Source organism: Celeribacter indicus, from assembly GCF_000819565.1.
Classification (GTDB): domain Bacteria; phylum Pseudomonadota; class Alphaproteobacteria; order Rhodobacterales; family Rhodobacteraceae; genus Celeribacter; species Celeribacter indicus.
Map to the genome: position 1 here is coordinate 700,450 of NZ_CP004393.1, position 23,821 is coordinate 724,270.

A 23,821-nucleotide genomic window follows, 5' to 3' on the forward strand; every position below is an offset into this window, starting at 1 on the left:
CCGAAAGGAACCATGCGGATGCCGCATGGCGGAAAACGGGTGCAATCGCGCCCACGGTATGAGTTTCCTCGTGCATTGTCAGAGGAAGCTTGTTTAGATGCAACCGCAAGTTGCGCATTTTCTGCGGCTGCACAATGTTCCTCCCGCCTTTTCCTCCCGCCCCTGCGGCAGAGGACGGGGCGCACCCTGTCCTGCGCGTGCATCCCACGCGCCACAAAGAGTGTGAGACCTTGACCCTCGTGTCCTCCGGCCCGCCCAGATCCCGGCATGTGAAATCGGCGCTCGGCATCGGTGCGCTCAAGGTCGCCACGCTGCCGCTGACGATCCTGCTGTCGATCGTGCTCGCGCGGGCGCTCGGGCCGGCGGATTACGGGCGCTACGCCTTCGCGGTCTCGCTCGCCACCGTGCTCGCGCTGCCGGCGGGGCCGGGCATCAACGCGCTCGTGCTGCGGGAGACGGCGCAGGCGGCGCAGGCCAAAGATTTCGCGCTCATGGCCGGGGTGCAGCGGCGCGCGCGACAGGCCGCGGTGTTCTGCACCGGGGCCATCTGGCTCGCCGGGCTCGTCTATGCGCTCACGATCCTGGACGGGGACGCGCGCGACAGCGCGACGCTCCTGGGGGCGATGCTGCTGTTCCCTCCCGTCTCTCTCCTGGCGATCCAGGCGGGGCTGTTGCAGGGGCTCCATCACCCCTTCGCCTCGCAGGTCGGCCAGCTCGCGCTGCGCCCCGGTCTCGGCCTGCTCTTCGTGCTCGGGGGCATTGTCCTGCTGCCGGAATTCACCCTCGGGGAAGCGCTTGCCGCGCAGATCGCGGCGACGCTCGTCGCGCTCGCGGGAAGCCTCTGGATCCTGCGCCGCCTCGCGCCGCCCGAACTCGCCCGCGCCGCGCCGCGCTACGAGGACCGGGCCTGGCGCGCGGCGGTCCTGCCCTTCGCCCTCATCGCTTTCACCAACACGTTCAATGCCGAGATCGGCATCCTCGTGCTCGGTGCCTACGGGATGGAGGGATCCACGGCCGCGCTGCGGGTGGCCACGAGCGGCGCACAGCTCCTGAGCTTTCCGCTTTTCATCAACAACATGATCCTCGCGCCGCAGGCCGCGCAGATGTTCAGATCCGGCGAGATCGACGCGCTGAAGGCGCGCACCCGCCGCTTCGCCCGCATCACCTTTCTCGTCTCCGCCCTCGCCGGCATCCCGCTCATCCTCTTCGCCGCGCCGATTCTCGCACTGACCTTCGGTCCCGATTACGTCGCGACCGCCACCCTCCCGCTCCAGATCCTCGCCTTCGGCCATCTCGGCAATGTCGCGGTGGGGCCGGTGGCGATGCTCCTGTCGATGGCCGGACATGAAAAGGCGGCCTTCCGCGGACAGGCGCTGACGCTCGTGATCGTCTTCGCGCTGGCCCTCGCGCTCGCCCCTGCGTTCGGAGCGACGGGGGCGGCGTTCGCCGTCGCCTTCGGCACGGTCGTCGGCCGATGCGTGCTCGCGCTGCTCTGCGTGCGGACTTTGCATTTCCGGCCGACGGTGGTTTGACCTATGATCGGACCCCAGGAGCAAAGGCGCCCCGCCCATGAGTGACATCTCCATGACCGAGGCATATGCGGGCGCGGACCGGAGCCCGCGAAAGGGCCCCGCCGTCCGCGGGATCCACCGCACGCGGCTCCTGTTCTATTTTGCGATCGCCTTCATCCTCGCGCCGAAGGTCAACATCGTCTCCTTCGGCGACTCGGGCTTGCGGACCGAGGATTTCATCCTCTTCGCCGCCCTTCCCGTGGTGTTCTGGCGCTACCGCCGCCGGGCGCATCCCTTTCCGAGCTATGTCTGGGCCTTCTTCGCCTTCATGGCCGCCTCGTTTCTCTCCGCGATCGTGAACCTGGGCGAGATGGGACTGACCGGCCTCGTCTTTACCGGGCGGCAGGTGCAGTATTTCCTGTGGTTCCTCATCGCCGCGGAATTCGCCCCCCGCATCTCCGAAGCCCGGTTCCGCCGCGCCTTCGGCATCATCGCCTCCGTCCTCCTTGTCTGGTGGCTGGGCGAAGCCTCGGGCCTCGTGCCGAAGATCGGACGCTTCGCGGTCGTGGACGAGCGCATCACCCTCAACACCTCCGGCCCCTACGAGACGGCGATCCTCGCCGTGCTCGTGCTCATCCTCGCACCGAAGAGATGGCAGAAGATCGGAATGATCGGCGTGCTCCTGGCCACGCAGTCGCGGATCACCATCGCCGCGGCCATCGTGGTCTGGCAGATCTCCCGTCCCGCGCGCAACACCTTCCTTCTCCTGCTGCTCGTGCCCGTGGTCCTGCTCGTCCTGGCCTTCGATCCGCAATCCGTCTCGGAGTCGCGTTTCAGCCAGACCCAGTCGCTTTCGAGCATGGCCTCCGATCTCGTCGGCCGGATCGACAACGTGCCGCAGATCCGCTCGCTCGAGGATTTCCGCGCCCTGGTCGCCCAGGGCCTGCGCCGGAATGTCGATTTCACCGCCGGCGATGCGAGTTTCCAGGTCCGGGCCTACAAATGGGCGCTCATCCTCAAGTCGCTCACCGCGGATGCGCAGCATCTGCTTCTCGGCTGGGGGCCGGGGGCATGGGGGCTCGCCGTCGACGGCCATTACGTGCGCTTCCTCGGGGAGGGGGGGCTCATCGGCCTGCTCACCGCGCTCATCTTCTTCGGCTTCAGCCTGCTGGGCCGGGATTCGCCGCTGCCCTACCGCCTCGGTTTCCTCACCATGGCGCTCAGCTGCATCTTCATCGACGCGGCCGTCGCCTCGAAGGTCAGTTCGACGCTCTGGATCATCGCCGGTTATTTCCACGGCCAGCGGATCAATCAATGGCGACAATCGCAGGCTCCCGAAAGGTCCGAGCCATGAAATGCCTTCTCCATATCGGCACGGAAAAGACCGGCAGCACCTCGATCCAGGACTTCCTCGTCCTCAACCGGGCGGCGCTGTCGCGCAAGGGGGTGATGGTGAGCAAGGCGCTCGGCCGCGGCAACAACCGCGCCCTGCCGGCGTGTTTCCAGGGCCGGCTCGACGATCTCAGCCGGCGCCTGCGGATCCCCTCCCTTGAGGCGCAGAAGGCGCATTTTTCCCCGATCCTCGAGCGATTCCTGTCCGAGGTGGAGGCCGCGCGTGCCTCGCACGATCTGTGCCTCGTCTCCTCCGAACACCTGCATTCGCGTCTGCGCAGCCCGGAGGAGGTCGCCGCCCTCCGGGAATTTCTCGCCCCGCATTTCACCGGGATCGAGGTCTTCGGCTATTTCCGCGAACAGGCGAGCCTCGTGAAGAGCAATTACTCCACCTGGGTGGAGGGCGGCGGAGGGTCCGCCTCGCTCGCGCGCTTCTGTGAGGAGGCGATGCCGGGAAACCCCTATTATGACTATTGCGCCCTCGCGGAGATGTGGTCCGCCGCTTTCGGGCACGATTCCTTCCGTCCGCGGCTCTACCGCCGCGATGCGCTGCACGGCGGCGACGTGCGCAGGGATTTCGCGGCGGAGGCGCTGAAACTCGACGATCTCTCCGATCTGACCTTCGTCGTCACCGAATCCAACCGCTCGCTCGGGGCGGCCGGTGTGCTGATCGCGCGCGGCCTGAACGCGACGCTGCCGCAGTTCTGGCCCGGCGGCGGGCGCAACCGGCTGCGCGACGGGCTCATGCGGGCCGCCGTCCTTTCCGGCCTTGCGCGTATCGGCAGGCTGGAGTTTCCCGAGGCGGCGGCGATCCGGGCCCGGTTCGAGGCGCCGAACCTTCTGTTTTCCCAACGCTTCTTCGGTCGGCCGGACAATATCTTTCATTGAGGGATCTCCCTTGAAAATTCTGGCGCCGGGACTGTCGTGAGGCGCCTTGCAGGATGTGCGCGACAGGCTCTAGACCCTGTGCAGGGTGAGCCGCGCGATGTGCGGACGGGGGAGGGCGGCGGACCACCATCCCTCCGCGATCTCCTGTGCGGGCAGGACCGTCTTCGTGCCGTCGTCATGGGCGATCTCGACGTCGTGGAGGCCCGAGATGCCGATCAGCCCGGCCCGGTCCGCCGTCCGCTCCGCCTCCGCCGTGGAGGTGGGGATCGGGCTGGTCGCGCATAGCCCCGTCTCGACCTGCGCATTCCAGACCGTCAGGGCCTCGCCGCCGGAAAACGCCTTCTCTCCGGTGTCGCTCGTCGCCGGTCCGAGGGCGAGAAGGCCGTTGGACGCCGGGCTGAGCGTGCCCGCGATCCGCGCGACCTGCGGGCTCAGGATCTCGATCTCCGCGCCGGTCCAGTTGGCGTTCACCCGCGCCGTGCCGGCCCACAGGTCGAAACCCACCCCCGCCGGCCCGTTGCCGAAGCCATAGAGCATTGCATAGCGGGTCTGGTCGCGGCGGCAACAGAGGCTGACGGTATGGGGCTGCCCCAGGGTCAGGGAGACGCTGCGCGACAGGTAGCAGTCGCCCGCCCCCGCGTTTACCGTCAGAAGGCGCGCGGCGCTGCCGTCCGGCGCGGGCAGGCTCGTGCCCCCGCTCACGTTCCATCCGCTCCCGAGGTCGGAGGGATAGACCCTGTTGGCGGCGGCCGCCTCTAGGAGCAGGCCGCGCGGCCTTCCCGAAAGCTCGTGGTCGACGCGCGGCGTGTCCGCGGGGGCGATCCGGGCCACGCCCGCAGCGTCGACATAGGAGGCCGGGGAGGCGCGCGCGAAGCTCATCACGGTTGCAAGCGGCACCTCGGTCCCGCCGCGGCGAAAGGACCGGGCGATGAAATCCAGATCCAGCGCCGGCGGAGAGGCGGGACATGCGCGCGGGGCCGCAAGGGCGAGCGACAGACCGATCTCCATCAGAAGATCCCCACGAGACCGCTGGCCGTAAGGCCGCTCGCCAGCACACGCTTTACCCGCAGGGGGTGCACGACCCCCGCGGCCATGTTCCCGAAGGTCACGGGACTGTCGTCGCCGGCGAGCAGCAGGGTCACGCTGCCGCCCCCGCCGAGATAGAGGCCGCGCGTCACATGGGGCAGGTCCGCAGTGTCGCTTGCCGTGACGGGAAAGGCGTTGCGCGCGGGGGCGGTCAGGCCGGCGGCCTGGTGCATGAACTTGTCAGAGGGCATGGCGGGCTCCTTGTTGCCGTGTCCCTCTGATCCTGAAGGAAAAACCTCAATATCCCGCAAACAGGCCGCGCCCGCCGGTCACGATCCGTTAACCTTCGGCGCCCTCAGCGCAGTGCCGCATAGACCGCGGCCGTGTCCCGCGCGATCGCATCCCAGGTATATTGCGCGACCAGCCGCTTTCCCGTCGCGACGGCGGGCGCGACCCATCGGGCGCCTTCCGCGATCTCGCGCAGACCCTCGGCGAGCCGCTCGGGCGAAAACGTCCCGAAGAGCTGTTCGGGCGCCACGGCCAACTCGCTCATGGAACTGTTGTCGGCAATCATCACCGGCGTTTCCACGGCATAGCTTTCGAAAATCGGGATGCCGAAGCCTTCGTATTCCGAAGACATGACCGTCGCCTGTGCATGGGCCAGAACCTGCCATTTGCGCGCCTCCTCCACCGGACCGAGATAGAGGAACCGCTCCCCGAGGATCTCCCCGATCTCCCTCAGAATCCGGTCGGCGTCGAAATTCCTGCGCCCGGCGATCACGAGCCGCCAGTCGCTTCCGGCCGGAAAGGCCAGGTCGAATCCCTGCGCCATGGTCAGGAGGTTCTTGCGCGGCTCGACGTTGCCGACGAAGCTCACGAAGGGCCGCTCCGCCAGCAGGTCGCCGGCGGCGAGCGGCGCGACGGCGGGGCCATCGACGATCCTGCGGTCGACACCGTTGCCGATCACCGTGATCCTGCCCGCCGCCTCGGGATGGAAATCGAGGATGCGCTGTTTCGTATAGGCCGAGACGGAGATGATATGATCGGCTTCGCGCACCTGCCGGTGGAAATTGCGCCGGGCGAAGACGGCGTTGCGCCGCGAGAACAGCTCCGGCCGGTCGAGCGGGATGACGTCATGGATCGTCGCGATCTTTGCCGCGTGCCGCGCATGTCCCAGATTCGCGAAATAGGTCTCGTGGAGGATGTCATAGCCCCGCTCGAACATCAGCCCCGCCGCGGGGGGCAGGAATTCCAGCAGGAGATTCTGGGCGAGGCGCCTGTCGGCAAGGAGCCTGGCGGGGACTTTCCGCACCTCGGGTGAGATCAGGTCGACGAAGGCGTTCGTGCCGCCCTCCTCCTGCACGAAGGCGGCCATCTCATAGCCGGTGGTGCGCGCCAGGGCTTCGGACAGGCCGAGGCAATAGCGCGCAACCCCGCTGATCGGCGGGCGCACCGGGCGGCAGTCGAACAGGACGCCGGTCACGCGGACATCTCCTTGTCGGGGAGGGGAGAGACCGGGGCGACGGGCCGGACCTCGCGGGCGGGCGCGCCGAAGGCGACCATGCCGGCGCCGATGGATCTTGTCACGACGGCGCCCGCGCCGATCACCGCGCCGTCGCCGATGGTCACGCCGTCGAGGATCGTGACGCTGTTGCCCATCCAGACATTCCTGCCGATCTCGATGCCCGCCCGCCGGACCGTGCCGTCGGTGAAGGTGTGGTCGGAGCCGAGTTCGTGGGCCTCCGCCGACAGGCGCAGCCCGGCGCCGATCTGCGTGCCCGCGCCGATCACCACCTTGCCGCCGACCCCGATCGAGCTGAACGGGCCGACATAGGCGCGCTCGCCGATCTCCAGCCCCTCGCCGATGGCGTTGAGCCCGCTGCGGCACTGGATCCAGCAATATTCGCGCAGGGTCGCCCCGGCGGCGATCCGGACCCCTTCGCGGGAGGAGGCGTCGATATAGGAGAAATGACCGATCGAGGCGCCGCGGCCGAGGTCGAGCCTGCCTCGCGAGATCATCACCACGCCGCGGCCGATGAAGACCAGCCGCCCGCGCCACAGGCCGTAGCGCCACAGCCCGCGAAGGCCGGGTCCCAGCGCCTTTCCGGCGAGATAGCCCAGGTCGGAAGACCTGAGGGAATAATCCCGCCCTGTCAGCGATTTGATCAAGAATGCGAGCACGCGGTCTTCCGGCTGAGGTCTGTCCCGGAATCATGGCCGGTTTTGCACCGTTCGACAAGCCTCGGAGGGAGGATGGAAAACAATTTAAGCGCGAGTAGCGGAAAACCGTGCACTTGCAGCATGAATGCGCCGACGCGAGGCTTCGTGCTTGACATGCCGGCGCATGGATGCACCAAATCGGAGGGACTCACGCGATCGGAAGGGTTCGGTATGTCCTTATAAGTTAACGAAAAGTTAACAAAGAATTCGTCTTTTCCCTACCGGAGGACAGCGAAATGGTTGCCCTGATCATTCCCGTCTACAACGGCGGCGACATCTACCGGGACTGCCTCGAGGCGATAGAGATGCAGCGCCATACCCTCAACCGGAGGTTGGTGATGGAGAGCGGGTCGACCGATGACTCGCGTGCGCTGTCGCTTGCGCACGGCTTCGAGGTTCACGACGTTCCCGCCGGTACGTTCAACCACGGCGGCACCCGCTCCAGGGCGGTCGGCATGGTCGAGGACGACATCGTCGTCTTTCTGACCCAGGACGCGATCCTCGACAGCCCGGATTCGATCTCCCGCCTCGTCGAGCCTTTCCGGGATCCCGAGGTGGGCGCGGCCTTTGGCCGGCAGCTTCCGCACCGCGACGCCAATCCGCTCGCGGCCCATGCCCGTTTCAACAGCTATGGCACGTCGACCTATGTGACCGACATGGACAGCAGCTATCCCTCCGGTATCCGCAAGTGTTTCCTGTCGAATTCCTTCGCGGCCTACCGGCGCACGGCCTTCGAGGCGGTCGGCGGGTTCCCCACCAACGTGATCCTCTCCGAGGACATGTTCGTCGCTGCGAAGATCCTGAAGGCGGGCTGGAAAGTCGCCTATGCGGCCGAGGCCACGGTGCGTCATTCGCACAATTACACGGTGCAGCAGGAATTCCGCCGCTATTTCGATATCGGCGTCTTCCACCGTCAGGCGACCTGGATCCTCGAGGAGTTCGGCCGGCCGGAGGCGGAGGGCGTGCGGGTCACGCTCGACCAGCTGGGCTTTCTGGCGCGGCGGGGGGACTGGCGCTATCTTCCGCGTGCGGTGGTGACCGCGGCGTCGAAATATGCGGGTTACAAGCTCGGGCTGATGCACGACCGGCTCGGCCCGAACCTGTCGCGCCGTCTCGCGATGCACCGCGGCTTCTTCAAGAACGTCTGATCACGCGCGCACCCGCGCGAGCGCCGCCCGCGCGTCGTCTGCGCTGAGGCCGAATTCCGCGAGGAAGGCGAGCGCGCGGTCTTCCGCCTGCGTGCGCAGATCCTGCGCATGGGCGACGAGCCTGCCGGGCAGTTCCGCCCGTGCGCGGCCCGTCTCCGCAATTCTGGTCGCCAGCAGTTCGACGTCCTGCGCGGCGTCCATGGACATGAGCCAGTCAGGGGAAACCAGCCGCGAACGGATACAGCCCCTGTCGGGCGCGAGCACCGCCGCCCCGGCGCTGTAGGCTTCGAGCAGGACGAGTGGATCGGCCTCGTCGACGAGCTGTGTCGGCAGCACGAAAAGATCGACCGTCTCGAGAAAGGCCCGCTTCTCCCGCCCGGAGACCGGCCCCAGCCAGGCGACGCGCCCGCCGCCCTCGCGCACGGCTGTTTCCACCTCTGCCCTGAGCGCCGGATCGTGCACCGGCCCGGCCAGGACGAGCCGCGCCCCCGGTGCCCTGTCCGCCACCCTGCGCCACAGGTCCAGCAGGTAGGGCACGCCTTTTTCCCGCGTCATCACGCTCATGTGCCCGACCGTCACCGGCCCCTCGCGCGGCGCCGGCGGCGCGGTCCCCGTGCCGGAGAAGAAGGCCGCGTTCGGCAGGCAGAGGAACCGCTCCCGCGGGCTGGTACGATAGAGCGCCTCATAGGCGTCGCGCATCCGCTCGCACAGCAGGACATGCGTCGCGAGCCCGCCCGCGATCCGCCCGAGCATCCGCACCGGCGGCAGCGGCCCGAGCGCGATGGCGCGATAGCTGTGATGGTGAACGTAGAACCGCACGCCCCGGAGCCGCAGCGCCAGCACGGTGAGCAGGAAGAGCCAGATCCCCGCCTGTCCGGGCGGCGAGGTGTAGACGATGTCGCCCCGGCGCAGGCCGAAAATCAGGCGCACCGGGGTCACCAGCGCGCGCCACAGCTTTGCCCCGGCAGTTCCGCCGAGCGGCAGCTCGACGACCTCTCCCGCGCTCTCCAGACAGCGGCGCATCCGCGCGTTGAACACCGTCTGCCCGCTCATCGGCGGCGGACACTGGCCGACGAACCAGATGCGGAGATGCGGGAGGGTCATGTTGAAAATTCCTTGTTCCGTTTCGTGTCGCGGCGGCGGGTGATCCGCGTCAGCACGCGCCGTGCGGGCGTTTCGATCAGGAAATAGCCAAGGTAGCTGAGGGCGAAGATCGTGGCGACGGACATGACCGCCATCGCCGCCAGCGCGAGGGGGGCGCCGCCCAGCATCTTGTCGGCGATCGCGTTCATCAGCACGAGGATGACGGCCCTGTGCCAGATGTAGATCGCGTAGGTGAGCTGTCCGAGCGGCGCGAGGCGCAGGACCACCGGATTGAGGTTGCGGTGCAGGTCGCTCGCCACGGCGCTCGTCGCGAGGGCGAGGATCGTGGCCATGCGCAGCCAGTCCGGGGCGGGCAGCAGCAGCAGCGGGAAAAGCGCGAGCAGGAGGACGAGGCTCACCACGCCCCTGTCCCGCAGGTCTGGCAGCCGGCCGCGGATGCGGAACAGGAAGATGCCGAAGGAGAAACCGGTCAGACCCCGCAGGATCGGCGGCAGATGGCCCCAGCCGTCGTGATCGCGCAGCAGCAGGACCGCGACCGCCAGTGTCACCGCGCTGAAGGCCCCGATCCAGCGCGCGCCCCGCAGCGCGAGCAGCATGAAGAGCGGGAACAGGACATAGAGCCCCATCTCGATGCTGATCGACCAGGTCACCCCGTTGAAGGAGTAGGGCGAGCCGCAGTCGAGATATTCCTGGACCAGCAGCGCCGTGTGGAGGATGCAGAGCGGATCGAAGGAGGGCGCGTTCTCCGAACCCGCCCTTTGCAGCAGCCCCCACCAGATCGCGATGTTGATCCCCAGGACGACGAGATGAAGCGGATAGAGCCGGGCCACGCGCCGCCAGAGGAACTTGCCGTAATCGCCCGCCGTCCTCAGCCGGCCGATGTAGACATGGGCCAGCACGTATCCCGAGATGATGAAGAACAGGTCCACGAACATCCCGAAGCCCTGCGCCGCGATGATCGCCTGTCGGCGTTCGGGGGCAAAGAAGAATTCGTTGAGGTGGTAATAGACGATGCCGAGGCTTGCGGCGAAGCGCAGGAAATCGAGGGTGAGCAGGTCGTTGGTCTCGGGTCTGAGCCTCCAGCCCGTCGCGGCCATGCCCGGCTGCGGTCCGGAGGCGGTCTGCGCCGCGATCATCTCACCGGCGCTCCGGCCCGAGCAGGGCGCCAAGATACCTTCCATATTCGGTTTTTCTGAAGGTTTCGGCGTGTTTTGCGAGCATATCGTCCGATATCCAGCCCTGGTTGTGGGCGATTTCCTCGGGGCAGCCGGATTGCATGCCCTGCCGCATGGAGAGGGTGCGCACGAAATTCCCGGCGTCGAGCAGCGAGGCATGGGTGCCGGTGTCGAGCCAGGCATAGCCGCGCCCCATCCGTTCGACCGAGAGGGTGCAGTCGTGCAGGTAGCTTTCCAGGAGCGTGACGATCTCGAGCTCGCCGCGGGCGGAGGGTTCGACGCGGCGCGCGCGGGCGGGGGCCTCGCCGTCGAGGAAATAGAGCCCGGTCACCGCGTAGTTCGAGGGCGGCACCTCGGGCTTCTCGATGATCTGGCGCACGGTCCCGTCGCCGTCGAAATCGACCACGCCGTAGCGTTCGGGATCGGCGACGTGATAGCCGAAGACGGTTCCGCCGCCTGTCTTCGCATCCGCCGCCAGCAGCATGTCGGGAAGCCCGTGCCCGAAGAAGATGTTGTCCCCCAGCACCATCGCCGAGGGCGCGCCGGCGAGGAAATCCTCCGCGAGGATATAGGCCTGGGCGAGCCCGTCGGGGGAGGCCTGGGGGATGTAGCTCAGCGACAGGCCCCACTGGCTGCCGTCGCCCAGGAGCCGCCGGAACTGCGCCTGGTCCTGCGGCGTGGTGATCACCGCGATGTCGCGGATCCCGGTCAGCATCAGCACCGACAGCGGGTAGTAGATCATCGGCTTGTCATAGACCGGCATGAGCTGTTTCGAGACGGCCATGGTCAGCGGGTAGAGCCGTGTGCCGGATCCGCCGGCGAGGATGATGCCTTTGCGCTGCGTCATGGGAGAGCCTCCAGCTCGTGCAGAACGTCGTCGAGGTCGCGCCGCCAGTCGGGTCGGGAAAGGCCGAAGGCGGCGGTCGTGGCCGCGCAGTCGAGGCGGGAGTTGGCCGGCCGCCGCGCCGGGGTGGGATAGGCGGAGGCGGGGATGTCCTCCACCGCGCAGGGGAGGCCCGACCGGGCGAAGATCTCGCGCGCGAACTCCGCCCAGCTCACGTCCGGCGCGCCGGACAGGTGATAGGTGCCGCTGCGCGCCGGTGTGTCCTGTACGGCGCGCAGGATGGCGATGCAGGCCTCCGCGATGGCCGCGGCGGAGGTCGGGCCGCCGACCTGGTCCGCGACGACGGTGAGGCGCTCGCGCCCGGCGCCGAGGCGCAGCATCGTCTTGACGAAATTCCCGCCATGGGCGGAGAACACCCAGGAGGTGCGCAGGATCGCATGGGGGCCGTTCGCGGCGCGCACGCCCTCTTCCCCGGCGAGCTTCGTGCGTCCATAGGCGCCGAGCGGCGCGGTCGGGTGGTCGGGGGCGAAAGGCGTCTCCCCCGCGCCGTCGAACACGTAGTCGGTCGAGAGATGGACGAGGGGAATGCCGCGCGCCGCGCAGGCCCGCGCCATCGCCGCGGGGGCCGCGCCGTTGACGAGGCGCGCCAGATCCTCCTCGCTTTCCGCCCGGTCCACCGCCGTATAGGCGGCGGCGTTGATCACCGCCTCGGGCGCGAGTTCCGCGATCCGCGCCGCGCAGCCCGCCGGATCGGCCAGATCCGCCTCGTCGCGTCCGAGGAACCGCGCCTCGGGCAGGCGCGCGCGCAGTTCCCGCGCCACCTGTCCGGTCCTGCCGAAGACGAGGATCATGCCGACACCCCCAGCCGCTCCCCGACGCCCTGCCGGTCCTGCACCGCGCGCCACCATGCCTCGTTGGCGAGATACCACTCGACCGTCTTCTCGAGCCCCTCGTCGACCGTGACCGAGGGACGCCAGCCCAACTCTTCGCGGATCCGCGAGGGGTCGATGGCATAGCGGGCGTCATGGCCGGGACGGTCGGTGACGAAGGTGATCTGCTCGGCGTAGGAGCCCTGGGCCTTCGGGCGCTTGCGGTCGAGGATGGCGCAGAGCGTCTTCACCAGCTCGAGGTTGCTGCGCTCGTTCTCGCCGCCGATATTGTAGCTGCGCCCGACCCGGCCCTCCGCCACGACGAGCAGCAGCGCGTCGGCGTGATCCTCGACATAGAGCCAGTCGCGGACGTTCGAGCCGTCGCCATAGACCGGCAGCGGCTTTCCGGCGAGCGCGTTGAGGATGATGACCGGCACGAGCTTTTCGGGGAAGTGGAACGGGCCGTAGTTGTTCGAGCAGTTGGTGAGCAGGACGGGCAGGCCGTAGGTCTCGTGCCAGGCCCGCACCAGGTGGTCGGAGGAGGCCTTCGACGCCGAATAGGGCGAGCGCGGATCGTAGGGCGTGTCCTCCGTGAACCGCACCGCCGGATCGGGCGGGAGCGAGCCGAACACCTCGTCGGTCGAGATGTGGTGGAAGCGGAACGCCTCCGGTCGGCCGGCGCGGATCCACCAGGCGCGCGCGGCCTCGAGCATGTTGAACGTGCCGGTGATGTTGGTGCCGATGAAATCCGCCGGCCCGTCGATGGAGCGGTCGACATGGCTCTCGGCGGCCAGGTGCATGACCGCGTCGGGGCGGTGCCTGGCAAAGACCGCGTCGAGCGCCGGGCGGTCGCGGATGTCGACATGTTCGAAGGCGTAGAGCGGGCTGTCGGCCACCGCCGCGAGAGTGTCGGGACAGGCCGCATAGGTCAGCGCATCGACGTTCACCACCCGGTGCCCGCGGGCGACGGCCAGACGCACGACCGCCGACCCGATGAACCCCGCGCCTCCCGTGACAAGTAACTTCATCGCTCATTCCTCATATGTGAAGGGCGTGTCGAACTCCGCGAAACTTTGCGCTGATTCGTCTTTCGGAGAGATGACCGGGGCGATGCCTGCAAGCGGCCAGTCGATGCCGCAGCTGTTCCATCTCACCGCACCGTCGCAGTCCGGGGCGTAGTGGTCGGTGCATTTGTAGATGATCTCGCTGTCGGGCTCTAGGGTCATGAACCCGTGCAGGAAGCCCGCCGGGATCCAGAGCTGGCGTCCGTTCTCGAAGGACAGCTCCTCCCCCACCCAGTTGCCGTAGGTCGGGCTGCCGGCCCGCGCATCCACCGCCACGTCGAAGATCCGCCCGCGCCCGCAGCGCACGAGCTTGCCCTGCGCATGCGGCGGGCTCTGGAAATGCAGGCCCCGCACCGTCCCCGTCTCATGCGACAGCGAATGGTTGTCCTGCACGAATTCCGGCAGGTCGAGCCCCTCTGCGGCGAGCTTCGCCTTGTTCCAGCTCTCGGAGAAGAAGCCGCGATGATCGCCGAACCGCGGCGGCGTGATGATGCAGACGCCGGGCAGGGCGGTGGCGGTGATCATGGCTGAACCTCCGTAAGGCTGATCCGCGCCACAGCGGTGCGGGCGGCTGTGGCGGGGGAATGACCGGGCAGGACGGGGCGCGGTGCCCGGCGCCGGGTCGCCGGGGCAAGAGGGGCGCGGATGCCGCGTTGCGGCGTGTCGGGAGGGGTCATTGGGAAACGGTGCATGGAACATATCTGGCAGAGGGCGGGGTGCGCGGGCAAACCTTCTTTGCGTGGATCCTGCCGGGGATGGCCCGTTGCGTGCGAAGCGGGCATCCGGCGCCGCTTTCCGGGCGGTTGCGTGAGCCGCGCGAGACGGCTCCGGACCAGGTGCGAAGGGGCGGGGCAAACCGGCGAACCTCTTCCTTGGGCTGATTCGTTGAATTATGTTTCATCTTTAGGTAGTAATACCCGCGCGGCCTGTCTTGCCAAGGGCCGGGTGGCGGGCGTGAGGGCGAAGCGGATTGAAAACTTGCATGAAATCCCGGTTTTCGCGCCGGTTGCGCGCGTCCCCGCGCCGCCGCGCCCGCGTTTCGGCGCGATCCTGCCGAGGCTGCCATGCGGTTTTCGTCACCGTCGGCGGAGCGGAGAAGGCGCGCGCCCGCCCGGTTTTCCGCCGGCGTCGCCGCACCGCAGTAAAATCCGTTTCGGATCACGCGGCGGTTCACGTATGGTTCACGCAAAACTGAGGATCGAGCCCGTGTCCGCACCCCACGCCCTTCTCGGAGTTTGCGTCCTCACCGCGCTGGGGCTGGCCCCGCCCGCCCTCGCCCAGGATGTCCGGCTGAGTTTTCCGGTCTCGACCTTCGGCACGCCCGGTCTGATCGACATGCCGAGCGGCGAGGTGTTCGAGGACGGGACGCTCCAGATCTCCACCGCCTTCCATGACGGCTCGCAGCGCTACACGATGAGTTTCCAGATCACGCCCCGGCTCTTCGGATCGTTCCGCTATTCGATCATCGACGACCTCGACGTGACCCAGCCGACCCGCTACGACCGCAGCTTCGATCTGGGCTATCTGCTGGCCGAGGAGACGATGCTGCGCCCCTCCGTCGTCGTCGGGCTGCGCGATTTCGGCGGCACGGGCGTCTTCGGTAGCGAATTCGTCGCCGGCACGAAGCATTTCCTCGACGACCGGCTCGCCGTCACCGCGGGGATCGGCTGGGGCCGGCTCGCCAGCCATGGCGGTTTCGACAATCCGCTCGGGATTCTTTCCGACAGGTTCAAGACGCGCGGCGGCGGGCCCGACGCGATCTCCGATGTCGGACAGCTCGAGACGGACCAGTGGTTCCGGGGCGACGCGGCGCTGTTCGGCGGGATCGCCTACCAGCTGACACCGCGCCTGACCTTCAAGGCGGAATATTCCTCCGACGCCTATGAGAGGGAGGTCGCCAACGCGGGGTTCGAGCACAACACCCCGATCAACGTCGCGCTGACCTACGGGTTCCGCGGCGGCGGCGGGGTGTCGGCCTATGCGCTGCACGGGTCCGAACTCGGCATCCTCCTCAGCGTGCCGGTGGATCCGCGTGAAGCCCGCGTTCCCGGCGGGATCGAGGAGGCGCCGCCCGTGCTCCTGCCGCGGCGGAGCGCCGCCGCCCTGTCCTGGGACGAGGCCTCCGTGCGGCAGGAGGACGGTTCGCTCGCCACGGCGCTTGCGGAGCAGGGCGTGACGCTGGAAGGATATTCGCGCCGGGGCGACATTGCCGCGGTGCGCGTCGCCAACACCCGTTACAGCGCGGAGACGCAGGCGCTCGGGCGCACCGCGCGCGTGCTCGCCAACAGCCTTCCCGCGGATGTCGAACGCTTCGACATCGAACTCGCCGCCCGCGGCATGCCGGTCTCGCGCGTCTCCCTGCGGCGCGCCGATCTCGAGGCGCTCGAATACGATCTCGAGGGGAGCTGGCGCAGCTTCGCGCGGGCGGAGATCGCGGATGCCGCCCCCACGCGGGCGGCCGGTGTCGCGGGTGTCTATCCAAGGTTCAACTGGTCGCTCAGCCCCTATCTCGACCCCGCGCTCTTCGACCCGGACGATCCGATCCGGGCGGATGTCGGGATCCAGGCCGGGGCCTTCTTCGAACCCGTGCGGGGGCTCATGCTGACCGGGATCGTGCGGCAGCCGGTGGCCGGCAATCTCGACGAGAGCAGGCGCCGGTCGAATTCCGTCCTGCCGCATGTCCGCAGCGATGCCGTGTCCTATGCCCAGGAGTCTGACTTCCAGATCAAGCAGTTCCTGGCCGATTACGTCTTCCGCCCCGGCCCCGACCTCTATGGCCGGGTCAGCGCGGGGTATTTCGAGACGATGTTCGGCGGCGTGTCGGGCGAACTGCTCTGGAAGCCGGTGGACAGTCCGCTCGCGCTGGGCGCCGAAGTGACCTATGCCCGGCAACGCGACTTCGACCAGATGTTCGGCTTCCGGGATTACGACATCGTCACAGGCCATGCCTCCGCCTATTATGATTTCGGCAGGGGCTATCTCGGCCAGATCGACGTCGGGCGCTATCTCGCGGGCGATTACGGCGCGACCTTCTCGCTCGACCGCGAATTCGACAACGGTTTCCGGCTCGGCGCCTTCTTCACGCTCACCGATGTCTCCTCCGACGAATTCGGGGAAGGCTCCTTCGACAAGGGCATCCGCTTCTCCGTGCCGATCGACTGGATTTCCGGCACGCCGAGCCAGGCGGGCTTCGGTACGACCATCCGCCCGGTCCAGCGCGACGGCGGCGCCCGGATCGAGATGCCGAACCGGCTTTATGAGCTGACCCGCGACGGCCACGCAAACGAACTCGAAGACCGGTGGGGGCGGTTCTGGAGATGACGAGACCCCGCATCCTCGCACCGCTCTGCGCCCTCCTGCTCGCCCTCGGCGGGTGCTCCTCCACCAATGACGACAGCGTCCGCATCGCACGGCGCCTGCTCCTCGGCCCGGAGCCGGTGGTGCCCGGCCCGGCCTTCATCGCGCTCGCGGAAAGCGGCGCGCCCGCCTATATCGTCTCCATCGAGGAGCGCGGCGAGGCCTATGCCACCTTCCTGCGCCAGAGCGTGAACGCGAAGGGCGAGGAGAGCTGGATCTCCGGCGACGGGCTTTCCCTCGGGATGAGGGAGGGGATGGTCATCGCCACCCGCGGGCTCGGCGGCGACATGCTCGCCGGAGAGGCGACCGCGACGCGCGCGGCCCTGCGCGCCGGGCGCGGCGGCGTGACCGAGCGCTTCGCGACCCTGCTCGACGGGGAGGATCACGCCGTGACCCTGTCCTTCCGCTGCCGCGTCACGCCACAAGGGGCCGCCCCGGTCGATCTCGGCCGCTATACCGCGTCGACGACCTTCTTTCACGAGGACTGCCGCAACGGCGAGACCGCGTTCCGCAACCTCTTCTGGGTCGAACGGGGCACGGGGCGCATCGTGCAGTCCCGCCAGTGGATCAGCGAGGGGGTCGGCACGCTGGCGCTGCGGCTCATACCGTGAGGTCCCTGGGCTCGCCCGCCGCCGCCTCCGTCGGCATCCGGCCCCGCAGGGCCGCCTCGTAGATCCTGTGGACATCGGCGGAGAAGCTCTCCACCGAATATTGCTGCGCCGCATCGCGCGCGGCGGCTCCCATCGCGTGACGGTCCGACCGGTTAACCATCAGCGCATGGAGCGCATCCGTCCAGACACAGACGTCCTCGGGGGTGACGAGGCCGGTCTCGTGGTTCTCCACGAAGGCCTCGATCGGGCTCGACTGCACCGCGACCACCGGCAGACCCGCCGCCATCGCCTCGAGCACGACCATTCCCTGCGTCTCCGAGACGGAGGCGAAGACGAAGATGTCCGCGAGCGCGAGATAGGCAGGCACGTCCTCCGCCGGGGCCGCGCCGACGAGGGTCACCTCGTTCCCGAGGCCCCGCCTGCCGATCGTGTCCTCGAGATGTCCGCGCTCCTCTCCCTCGCCGAGGAGCAGGAGGCGGAAGGGCGGCGCGCCCCGCCGCTTCAGGTCGGTGATCGCGTCGATGAGAAAGTCGATGTTCTTCTCCTTCGACAGCCGGGAGACGGAGATGAGCAGCAGCCGTCCGTCCGGGTTCAGCGTTTCGCGCAGCCGGTCGACCTTTGCGCGGTCCACGTCGCGGTAGCGCTCGACCTCCACGCCGGTCGGCTGCACCGTGACGGGCGAGGTCACGCCGATGAGGCGGATGTAGTCGCGGGCCACCGGCGTCGGGACGATCACCTGATCGCAGCGGTTGGCGAAACGGCTGATGATCCCGTGCGCGACCACGTTGCGGAACAGCGCGCCGGGCAGGGGGACGACATGGGCGTATTTCTCGAGCCGCGTGTGATAGGTGAAGACCGTGGGCACGTCGAGCCGCTGGGCGATCCGCAGGCCGAGCGAGCCGAGCCAGAACGGGTGGTGGAGATGGATCACGTCGGGATCGAATTCCCGCACCGCGCGCCACATGGCGATGCGGAACGGGTTGGCGATCCGCACCAGCGTCCCCGATCGGAACAGGGCCGGCAGGCGGAAGACGCCCGGCTCCGGGCTTTCCCTGCCGTAGCTCGGGCAGATGATCAGCACCTCGTGCCCCTGGCTCTCGAGCCCCGCCTTGAGCCGGGAGACGGAGACGGGCACCCCGCCGAGGAAGGGCAGGTAGGAATTGGTGAACATCGCGATCCGCATCGGCCGCCCGAGATCGACGGGCCCGCCCATCCGCGTGTTCGGATAATATTCGCGCTCGCGGAACAGGCGGTTGAACAGCAGCACGCCGATGATGACGAAGCCGGAGAAGATCAGCAGGAAATTCCAGATCCCGACATAGAACAGCGAATAGATGAAGAACCAAAGCCCCTCGATGCGCCGGGCGAGACGGGTCGGCGCCGTGTCGATCCGCTCGAGCGCGACGGAGATTTCGCCCTGTGGAGAGACGGTGAGAGTCAGGTAGTGATAGAAGCTGGTCTCGTCGTTGAGCACGAAACCGCCCGCGCCGCCGGTGAGGATATGGCGGAGGCCGTCCACGGTCTGATCGGAATAGGTCGCCGCCCCCGCGGAAATCACCATGTCCACCTCCAGCGCGCGCAGCAGGCCGAGGAGCCGGTCGCGGTCCTCCGGCGCCGACCAGGCGCCGCGGTCGGTGCCGAAGATGGTTTCGGGTTCCGGCTCGATCAGCGCATGGCCGAGAAAGACGATCACCGGCCGTGTGCTGTCGTCCTCGAGCAGGTCGGCGAGCCAGCGCTCCTGCCAGTCCGTCGGGGTCCGGCCGGTGCCGTCGAGGAAGATGAGGCGCAGGTTGCTGAGCGTCACCGAGTAGAAATGCGGCCCGAAGCGCTGGTAGAAGCGGCCGCTTCCGAATTCGTCGTATTCGTTGTTGGCGAAGGTCAGAAGATAGGGCCGGTCGAGCCGCGACAGGGTGCCGAGCAGGGCGCGGTACTTGTCCTCGCCGCCGCCGCTCACCAGATTGCCGGCGGAGACGACGAAGGCGGCGTCGGAGGCATTGATCCGCGGGATGATCTGTTTCTCGAACACGCCGATCGAATTGTTCGCCTCGCCGACGACGGCAAAGCTGATGCCGTCCGGCGCGTTGCGGTCCGCGGCTTCGATCCGGTCGATCTGGTGCACGAGGAGGGCGCTCGCCTCGGGGGCGGTCGCGTAGAGATAGACCCGGTAGCTCAGGATCGAGAGCACGATGGCGAGGTTGGCGTAGAAGATCAGGGACAGGAGGTGACGGCGCTTCATGTTGCGGCCTTTGGCTGTCGCAGGGCGAAGATCGACACGACGAGGCCGAGCGCCATGCCGAGATAGATCGTGAGGAACCGCCAGGCAAGGATCACGAGCAGGAGGTGCGGGCTGTCGATCTGCCCCGACATGAGGGCGGCGAAGGCCAGTTCGGAAAAACCCGCGCCGCCCGGCGTCGGGGCGAAATACATGAGGAATGTCACGATCGACAGCGTTCCGATCACCCGTATCCAGTCCACCTCGTATCCGAGCAGGCTCATGAGCAGGGCGGGAAAGGCGAAGAGCGTCAGCAGGAAGATCACCGTGAAGACGGCGGAGCCGAGCGAATACCGCAGCGGCCCGCGCCGGAAGCGGCCGAAACCCTCGGAGAATTCGGTGACCTCGCGCCGGATGGCCCGGCCCCAGCGCACCCGCCGCCGCAGGTTGAGAAGCCGGACGCGGGCGAGCAGCCCGACGAGTCCGTCGATGACACTCCCGAGCCACTGCGGGCGCAGGAGCACGATGAGAAAGCCGATCAGGTAGAGCGCGATGAAGGCGGACAGCGACTGGATCACCATATCGACCAGCCCCGCGCCCGCGCGGGAGGGGCGAAGGAGCTGAAACAGCGGCGCGGCGGTGAAGATCACGAGCATCGCGAGGATGGTGCGGATCAGCGTCGCGGCCGCGGAGGTGCCCACCGCCACGCCCCGCCGTTGCAGGTACCATACCTGGGCGAACCCGCCGCCGGTGGCCAGCGGCGTGACGTTCGAGAACAGGATGTTGACGAAGACCAGCGGGAAGACTTCCCGGAACCTCACCTGCGCGCCGAGCGACAGCAGGACGTAGTAGAGGCGCAGCCCGTCCGCGAGGAAATAGATCAGCAGGAACAGGCCGATCCACGCGAGGGAGGAGAGTTCGAAGAGGCGCGGGTCGAGCGCGGGTATCTCTCCGCCGAAGAAGCGGGAGGCCAGCGAGAGGCCGAAGATCGAAAACGCGATGAAGCCGACCGCCGAAAGAAGCCACAGCGCCCCGTTCCTCAGCCCCTGCGCCCTGTTCCTGTCCTGCGGCAAGCGTATCTCCTCGATCTTCCGGCTGCACATAAGGTTCGTCGGTGAAAAGCGACGCAGCGTCCCGCCGTGCGCGAAGATAGCAGCGGTGGCGCGAAATGCGAGCGGGGAAAGGAGATCTTTTCGTGGTTGACAGCGGGGCTGCCCGCCGGGATGATTGCAACACGTCAGGGGAGTCCCGCCGAAGGGACTGAGAGGCTGATATCCGCCGGGGAGATCCGGTGGAGGTGATGCGACCCTTAGAACCTGACCCAGTTGATGCTGGCGTAGGAAGACCGAAGGGCATTTCCGCAGACCTCTGTCAGATGAGGGCGGTCCTTTCGGGCCGCTCTTGGCCCTTTGCGCATGTCGCTGTCGGGCCGTCGCGGTCCCTTTCTGCCGAAAGTTTCGCTTGGGTCTCATCGAGAGAGGAGACCGGAATGAAAGATACGATCCCGACGATCACCACCGGCGGCCTGCCCGCCTCCCGCAAGATCTACGTTCAGGGCGAGAGCCACGACATCCGCGTGCCGATGCGCGAGATCGCCGTGACCGGCGAGGCGCCGCTCACCGTCTACGACAGCTCCGGCCCCTACACAGACCCGGAGGCGGAGATCGACATCGCCAGGGGGCTGCCCGAGGTGCGCGGCGGCTGGCTCCAGGCGCGCGGGGATGTGGAAGAATACGAAGGCCGCGAGATCACGGATGCCGACAACGGCTTTGCCTCCGGCGCACGCCTGACCCCCGCCTTCCCCGTCCGCCGCGCGCCGCTGCGTGCCGTGGGGGACCGCGCGGTGACGCAGCTCGCCTATGCCCGCGCCGGCATCGTCACGCCGGAGATGGAATTCGTCGCCATCCGGGAAAACGAAGGCAGGATGGAGGCGTATCGGCGCGATGGCGAGGCCTTCGGGGCCGAGCTTCCCGACCTCGTGACGCCGGAATTCGTGCGCCGCGAGATCGCCGAAGGCCGGGCCATCATCCCCGCCAACATCAATCACCGCGAGCTGGAGCCGATGATCATCGGCCGCAATTTCAAGGTGAAGATCAACGCCAATATCGGCAATTCCGCCGTCACCTCCTCGATGGAGGAGGAGGTGGAGAAAATGGTCTGGGCGATCCGCTGGGGCGGCGATACGGTGATGGACCTGTCCACCGGCCGTAACATCCACAACATCCGCGACTGGATCCTGCGCAATTCGCCGGTGCCGATCGGGACCGTGCCGCTCTACCAGGCGCTCGAAAAGGTCGGAGGGATCGCCGAGGACCTGACCTGGGAGATCTTCCGCGACACGCTGATCGAACAGGCCGAGCAGGGGGTGGATTACTTCACCATCCACGCCGGGGTGCGCCTTCACATGATCCCGATGACCGCGAAGCGGGTGACGGGGATCGTCTCGCGCGGCGGCTCGATCATGGCGAAATGGTGCCTGCACCATCACCGCGAGAGCTTCCTCTACGAGCATTTCGACGAGATCTGCGACATCTGCCGCCGCTACGACGTGAGCTTCAGCCTCGGCGACGGGCTGCGCCCCGGCTCCATCGCGGATGCCAACGACGAGGCGCAATTCGCGGAGCTGCGCACGCTGGGCGAGCTGACCAGGATCGCCTGGGCGAAGGACTGTCAGGTGATGATCGAGGGGCCGGGCCATGTGCCGATGCACAAGATCAAGGCCAATATGGACGAGCAGTTGAAGCATTGCCACGAGGCGCCGTTCTACACGCTCGGGCCGCTCACGACCGACATCGCGCCGGGCTACGACCACATCACCTCCGCCATCGGGGCGGCGATGATCGGCTGGTTCGGCACGGCGATGCTGTGCTACGTGACGCCCAAGGAGCACCTCGGCCTGCCCGACCGCGATGACGTGAAGACCGGCGTCATCACCTACAAGCTCGCCGCCCATGCCGCCGATCTCGCGAAGGGCCATCCCGGCGCACAGATGCGCGACGACGCGCTCAGCCGCGCGCGGTTCGAATTCCGTTGGGAAGACCAGTTCAACCTCGGCCTCGACCCGGACACCGCGCGGGAGATGCACGACGAGACCATGCCGAAGGAGGCGCATAAGGTCGCGCATTTCTGTTCGATGTGCGGGCCGAAATTCTGCTCCATGCGGATCAGCCACGACATCCGCGCCGAGGCCGAGAAACGCGAGGGGATGGAGGCCATGGCCGCGAAATTCCGCGAGGGGGGCGAGCTTTATGTTCCCTCTGCGGAGGAGCCGGCGGAATGATCTCCGTCTTGGGATGTGGCGTGGTCGGGCTTTGCGCCGCGACCGCGCTCGCGGAGGCGGGGCATGAGGTCGAGGTGATCGCCCCCGACGACGCCCCGGCGCCGGCCTCGCATCTCGCGGGCGGGATGCTCGCGCCCTTCTGCGAGGGCGAGAGCGCGCCCGATCTCGTGGTCACGCGGGGGCAGGCCGCCGTGGACTGGTGGGTTGGGCATGTGGCCGGGGTGGAGCGGCGCGGGACGCTCGTCCTCGCCCCGCCGCGGGACGCGGTCGAACTCGACCGTTTCGCCCGTGCGACGCGCGGCCATCGCTGGATCGTGCCGGAGACGCTCGAACCCGAGCTGTCGGGCCGTTTCGCGCGCGGGCTGTTCTTTGCCGGGGAGGCGCATCTCGACCCCCGCGCCGCCCTCGACGACTTGCGCCAGCGCCTGCTGTCGCGGGGCGTGCCCTTCGGTGCCGGCGCGCCGCGCGGCCGGATCGTCGACTGTCGCGGCATCGCAGCCGCCGACCGGCTTCCCGACCTGCGGGCCGTGCGGGGCGAGATGGTCGAGGTGATGGCGCCCGAGGTCGCGCTCACCCGCACCGTGCGCCTCATCCATCCGCGCTTCCCCTGCTACATCGTGCCGCGCGGCGCGGGGCGTTTCATGATCGGGGCGACGATGGTCGAAAGCGCGCGCTCTGGTCCGGTCACCGCGCGTGCCGTGATGGAACTGCTCTCCGCCGCCTGGACCGTCCACCCGGCTTTCGCGGAGGCCGAACTGATCGCCACGGGCGCGGGCCTGCGCCCGGCCTTTCCCGACAACCTTCCCGCGATCCGGCGCGCGGGCGACCGCATCCATGTGAACGGGATGTATCGCCACGGCTTCCTGATGGCGCCCGTGCTGGCGACGGATCTGGCGGCGATCATGACCGAGGAGATGACCCATGCGCATTGAACTGAACGGAACCATCGAGCAGACGGAAGCGGCGACGCTGGCCGATCTCGTGGCGGAGCGGGGGTTCGACGCCGCCTCCGTCGCCACCGCCTTCGAGGGCGTGTTCGTGCCGCGCCCCGAACGCGAGGCCACGCTGCTCGCCGAGGGGTCGAAGGTCGAGGTGCTTTCCCCGATGCAGGGGGGCTGAG

At 68.0% G+C, this 23,821-nt stretch carries 21 protein-coding genes and 1 riboswitch; of the genes, 9 read left to right on the forward strand and 12 right to left on the reverse strand.

The window, feature by feature from the left end; genetic code table 11:
* The first annotated feature begins 239 nt into the window (after positions 1 to 239).
* Genes P73_RS03585 through P73_RS03595 form a run of 3 tightly spaced genes read left to right on the forward strand, consistent with a single transcriptional unit; the run spans position 240 to position 3,791 of the window.
* A complete protein-coding gene (locus P73_RS03585; protein WP_245629268.1) occupies positions 240 to 1,532 on the forward strand; it encodes an oligosaccharide flippase family protein in 1,293 nt (430 codons plus the stop codon).
* A gap of 37 nt (positions 1,533 to 1,569) precedes the next feature.
* Positions 1,570 to 2,865, forward strand: coding sequence for a hypothetical protein (locus P73_RS03590; RefSeq protein ID WP_043868495.1), 1,296 nt, complete (start codon positions 1,570 to 1,572; stop codon positions 2,863 to 2,865).
* Positions 2,862 to 3,791, forward strand: coding sequence for a hypothetical protein (locus P73_RS03595; protein WP_043868496.1), 930 nt, complete (start codon positions 2,862 to 2,864; stop codon positions 3,789 to 3,791). Before P73_RS03590 ends, P73_RS03595 begins: the two co-directional genes overlap by 4 nt.
* A 69-nt stretch (positions 3,792 to 3,860) precedes the next feature.
* Here P73_RS03595 and P73_RS03600 read toward each other — a convergent pair whose 3' ends face one another.
* The 4 genes from P73_RS03600 to P73_RS03615 form a co-directional block, all read right to left on the reverse strand.
* Positions 3,861 to 4,799 (reverse strand): phage head spike fiber domain-containing protein, encoded by a 939-nt coding sequence (locus tag P73_RS03600; RefSeq protein ID WP_043868497.1) that lies wholly within the window; start codon positions 4,797 to 4,799, stop codon positions 3,861 to 3,863.
* Positions 4,799 to 5,068 carry a spike base protein, RCAP_Rcc01079 family gene (locus P73_RS03605; protein ID WP_043868498.1) on the reverse strand — a complete coding sequence of 90 codons (270 nt, stop codon included), beginning with the start codon at positions 5,066 to 5,068 and terminating at the stop codon, positions 4,799 to 4,801. Before P73_RS03605 ends, P73_RS03600 begins: the two co-directional genes overlap by 1 nt.
* A 104-nt stretch (positions 5,069 to 5,172) precedes the next feature.
* On the reverse strand, positions 5,173 to 6,300 hold the full coding sequence (locus tag P73_RS03610; protein WP_043868499.1) for a glycosyltransferase family 4 protein: 1,128 nt from the start codon (positions 6,298 to 6,300) through the stop codon (positions 5,173 to 5,175).
* Positions 6,297 to 6,998 (reverse strand): acyltransferase, encoded by a 702-nt coding sequence (locus tag P73_RS03615; RefSeq protein WP_052453018.1) that lies wholly within the window; start codon positions 6,996 to 6,998, stop codon positions 6,297 to 6,299. Before P73_RS03615 ends, P73_RS03610 begins: the two co-directional genes overlap by 4 nt.
* 275 nt (positions 6,999 to 7,273) lie before the next feature.
* On the opposite strand from P73_RS03615, the gene P73_RS03620 reads away from it, so the two are divergent.
* Complete coding sequence (locus tag P73_RS03620; RefSeq protein ID WP_043868500.1) at positions 7,274 to 8,185, forward strand: glycosyltransferase family 2 protein; 912 nt, start codon at positions 7,274 to 7,276, stop codon at positions 8,183 to 8,185.
* On the opposite strand, the gene P73_RS24250 is transcribed toward P73_RS03620, so the two are convergent.
* From P73_RS24250 to rfbC, 6 genes are read right to left on the reverse strand one after another with little or no spacing between them, the layout of a single operon-like run.
* The gene (locus P73_RS24250) at positions 8,186 to 9,289 is read right to left on the reverse strand and encodes a glycosyltransferase family 4 protein (RefSeq protein WP_052453019.1); all 1,104 of its coding nucleotides are present in this window, start codon (positions 9,287 to 9,289) and stop codon (positions 8,186 to 8,188) included. It abuts the gene before it with no gap.
* Entirely contained in the window at positions 9,286 to 10,470 is a 1,185-nt protein-coding gene (locus P73_RS03630; protein WP_082033110.1) for an acyltransferase family protein, read from the reverse strand. Before P73_RS03630 ends, P73_RS24250 begins: the two co-directional genes overlap by 4 nt.
* A complete protein-coding gene (gene rfbA / locus P73_RS03635; protein WP_043868502.1) occupies positions 10,427 to 11,311 on the reverse strand; it encodes a glucose-1-phosphate thymidylyltransferase RfbA in 885 nt (294 codons plus the stop codon). The genes P73_RS03630 and rfbA overlap by 44 nt, the downstream gene beginning before the upstream one ends.
* On the reverse strand, positions 11,308 to 12,159 hold the full coding sequence (gene rfbD / locus P73_RS03640; RefSeq protein WP_043868503.1) for a dTDP-4-dehydrorhamnose reductase: 852 nt from the start codon (positions 12,157 to 12,159) through the stop codon (positions 11,308 to 11,310). The genes rfbA and rfbD overlap by 4 nt, the downstream gene beginning before the upstream one ends.
* The gene (gene rfbB / locus P73_RS03645; RefSeq protein WP_043868504.1) at positions 12,156 to 13,205 is read right to left on the reverse strand and encodes a dTDP-glucose 4,6-dehydratase; all 1,050 of its coding nucleotides are present in this window, start codon (positions 13,203 to 13,205) and stop codon (positions 12,156 to 12,158) included. Before rfbB ends, rfbD begins: the two co-directional genes overlap by 4 nt.
* A gap of 3 nt (positions 13,206 to 13,208) precedes the next feature.
* Positions 13,209 to 13,766: a dTDP-4-dehydrorhamnose 3,5-epimerase gene (gene rfbC / locus P73_RS03650; protein ID WP_043868505.1), complete on the reverse strand. Its 558-nt coding sequence runs from the start codon at positions 13,764 to 13,766 to the stop codon at positions 13,209 to 13,211.
* A gap of 681 nt (positions 13,767 to 14,447) precedes the next feature.
* Here rfbC and P73_RS03655 point away from each other — a divergent pair.
* Positions 14,448 to 16,562, forward strand: coding sequence for a YjbH domain-containing protein (locus P73_RS03655; RefSeq protein ID WP_052453020.1), 2,115 nt, complete (start codon positions 14,448 to 14,450; stop codon positions 16,560 to 16,562).
* Positions 16,559 to 17,209 (forward strand): YjbF family lipoprotein, encoded by a 651-nt coding sequence (locus P73_RS03660; protein ID WP_074743252.1) that lies wholly within the window; start codon positions 16,559 to 16,561, stop codon positions 17,207 to 17,209. The genes P73_RS03655 and P73_RS03660 overlap by 4 nt, the downstream gene beginning before the upstream one ends.
* On the opposite strand, the gene P73_RS03665 is transcribed toward P73_RS03660, so the two are convergent.
* A complete protein-coding gene (locus tag P73_RS03665) occupies positions 17,199 to 19,445 on the reverse strand; it encodes a glycosyltransferase (RefSeq protein WP_074743254.1) in 2,247 nt (748 codons plus the stop codon). The genes P73_RS03660 and P73_RS03665 overlap by 11 nt on opposite strands.
* The gene (locus P73_RS03670; protein WP_158401909.1) at positions 19,442 to 20,494 is read right to left on the reverse strand and encodes a lysylphosphatidylglycerol synthase transmembrane domain-containing protein; all 1,053 of its coding nucleotides are present in this window, start codon (positions 20,492 to 20,494) and stop codon (positions 19,442 to 19,444) included. The genes P73_RS03665 and P73_RS03670 overlap by 4 nt, the downstream gene beginning before the upstream one ends.
* 156 nt (positions 20,495 to 20,650) lie before the next feature.
* A riboswitch (TPP riboswitch) is annotated at positions 20,651 to 20,781 on the forward strand.
* Between the two features lie 129 nt (positions 20,782 to 20,910).
* Here P73_RS03670 and thiC point away from each other — a divergent pair.
* Genes thiC through thiS form a run of 3 tightly spaced genes read left to right on the forward strand, consistent with a single transcriptional unit; the run spans position 20,911 to position 23,820 of the window.
* Positions 20,911 to 22,701, forward strand: a complete 1,791-nt coding sequence (gene thiC / locus P73_RS03675; RefSeq protein WP_043868507.1) for a phosphomethylpyrimidine synthase ThiC — start codon at positions 20,911 to 20,913, stop codon at positions 22,699 to 22,701.
* Positions 22,698 to 23,633 (forward strand): FAD-dependent oxidoreductase, encoded by a 936-nt coding sequence (locus P73_RS03680; RefSeq protein WP_043868508.1) that lies wholly within the window; start codon positions 22,698 to 22,700, stop codon positions 23,631 to 23,633. The genes thiC and P73_RS03680 overlap by 4 nt, the downstream gene beginning before the upstream one ends.
* The gene (gene thiS / locus P73_RS03685; RefSeq protein ID WP_043868509.1) at positions 23,623 to 23,820 is read left to right on the forward strand and encodes a sulfur carrier protein ThiS; all 198 of its coding nucleotides are present in this window, start codon (positions 23,623 to 23,625) and stop codon (positions 23,818 to 23,820) included. The genes P73_RS03680 and thiS overlap by 11 nt, the downstream gene beginning before the upstream one ends.
* Position 23,821 lies beyond the last annotated feature (1 nt).

Bases quoted from the DNA above. Each gene is read 5' to 3' on its own strand.
- P73_RS03665 (WP_074743254.1), bottom strand. From the start codon at position 19,445: ATGAAGCGCCGTCACCTCCTGTCCCTGATCTTCTACGCCAACCTCGCC.
- P73_RS03620 (WP_043868500.1), top strand. From the start codon at position 7,274: ATGGTTGCCCTGATCATTCCCGTCTACAACGGCGGCGACATCTACCGG.
- rfbD (WP_043868503.1), bottom strand. From the start codon at position 12,159: ATGATCCTCGTCTTCGGCAGGACCGGACAGGTGGCGCGGGAACTGCGC.
- thiC (WP_043868507.1), top strand. From the start codon at position 20,911: ATGAAAGATACGATCCCGACGATCACCACCGGCGGCCTGCCCGCCTCC.
- P73_RS03680 (WP_043868508.1), top strand. From the start codon at position 22,698: ATGATCTCCGTCTTGGGATGTGGCGTGGTCGGGCTTTGCGCCGCGACC.
- rfbC (WP_043868505.1), bottom strand. From the start codon at position 13,766: ATGATCACCGCCACCGCCCTGCCCGGCGTCTGCATCATCACGCCGCCG.
- rfbA (WP_043868502.1), bottom strand. From the start codon at position 11,311: ATGACGCAGCGCAAAGGCATCATCCTCGCCGGCGGATCCGGCACACGG.
- P73_RS03590 (WP_043868495.1), top strand. From the start codon at position 1,570: ATGAGTGACATCTCCATGACCGAGGCATATGCGGGCGCGGACCGGAGC.
- P73_RS03595 (WP_043868496.1), top strand. From the start codon at position 2,862: ATGAAATGCCTTCTCCATATCGGCACGGAAAAGACCGGCAGCACCTCG.
- thiS (WP_043868509.1), top strand. From the start codon at position 23,623: ATGCGCATTGAACTGAACGGAACCATCGAGCAGACGGAAGCGGCGACG.
- P73_RS24250 (WP_052453019.1), bottom strand. From the start codon at position 9,289: ATGACCCTCCCGCATCTCCGCATCTGGTTCGTCGGCCAGTGTCCGCCG.
- P73_RS03605 (WP_043868498.1), bottom strand. From the start codon at position 5,068: ATGCCCTCTGACAAGTTCATGCACCAGGCCGCCGGCCTGACCGCCCCC.
- P73_RS03600 (WP_043868497.1), bottom strand. From the start codon at position 4,799: ATGGAGATCGGTCTGTCGCTCGCCCTTGCGGCCCCGCGCGCATGTCCC.
- rfbB (WP_043868504.1), bottom strand. From the start codon at position 13,205: ATGAAGTTACTTGTCACGGGAGGCGCGGGGTTCATCGGGTCGGCGGTC.
- P73_RS03660 (WP_074743252.1), top strand. From the start codon at position 16,559: ATGACGAGACCCCGCATCCTCGCACCGCTCTGCGCCCTCCTGCTCGCC.
- P73_RS03630 (WP_082033110.1), bottom strand. From the start codon at position 10,470: ATGGAAGGTATCTTGGCGCCCTGCTCGGGCCGGAGCGCCGGTGAGATG.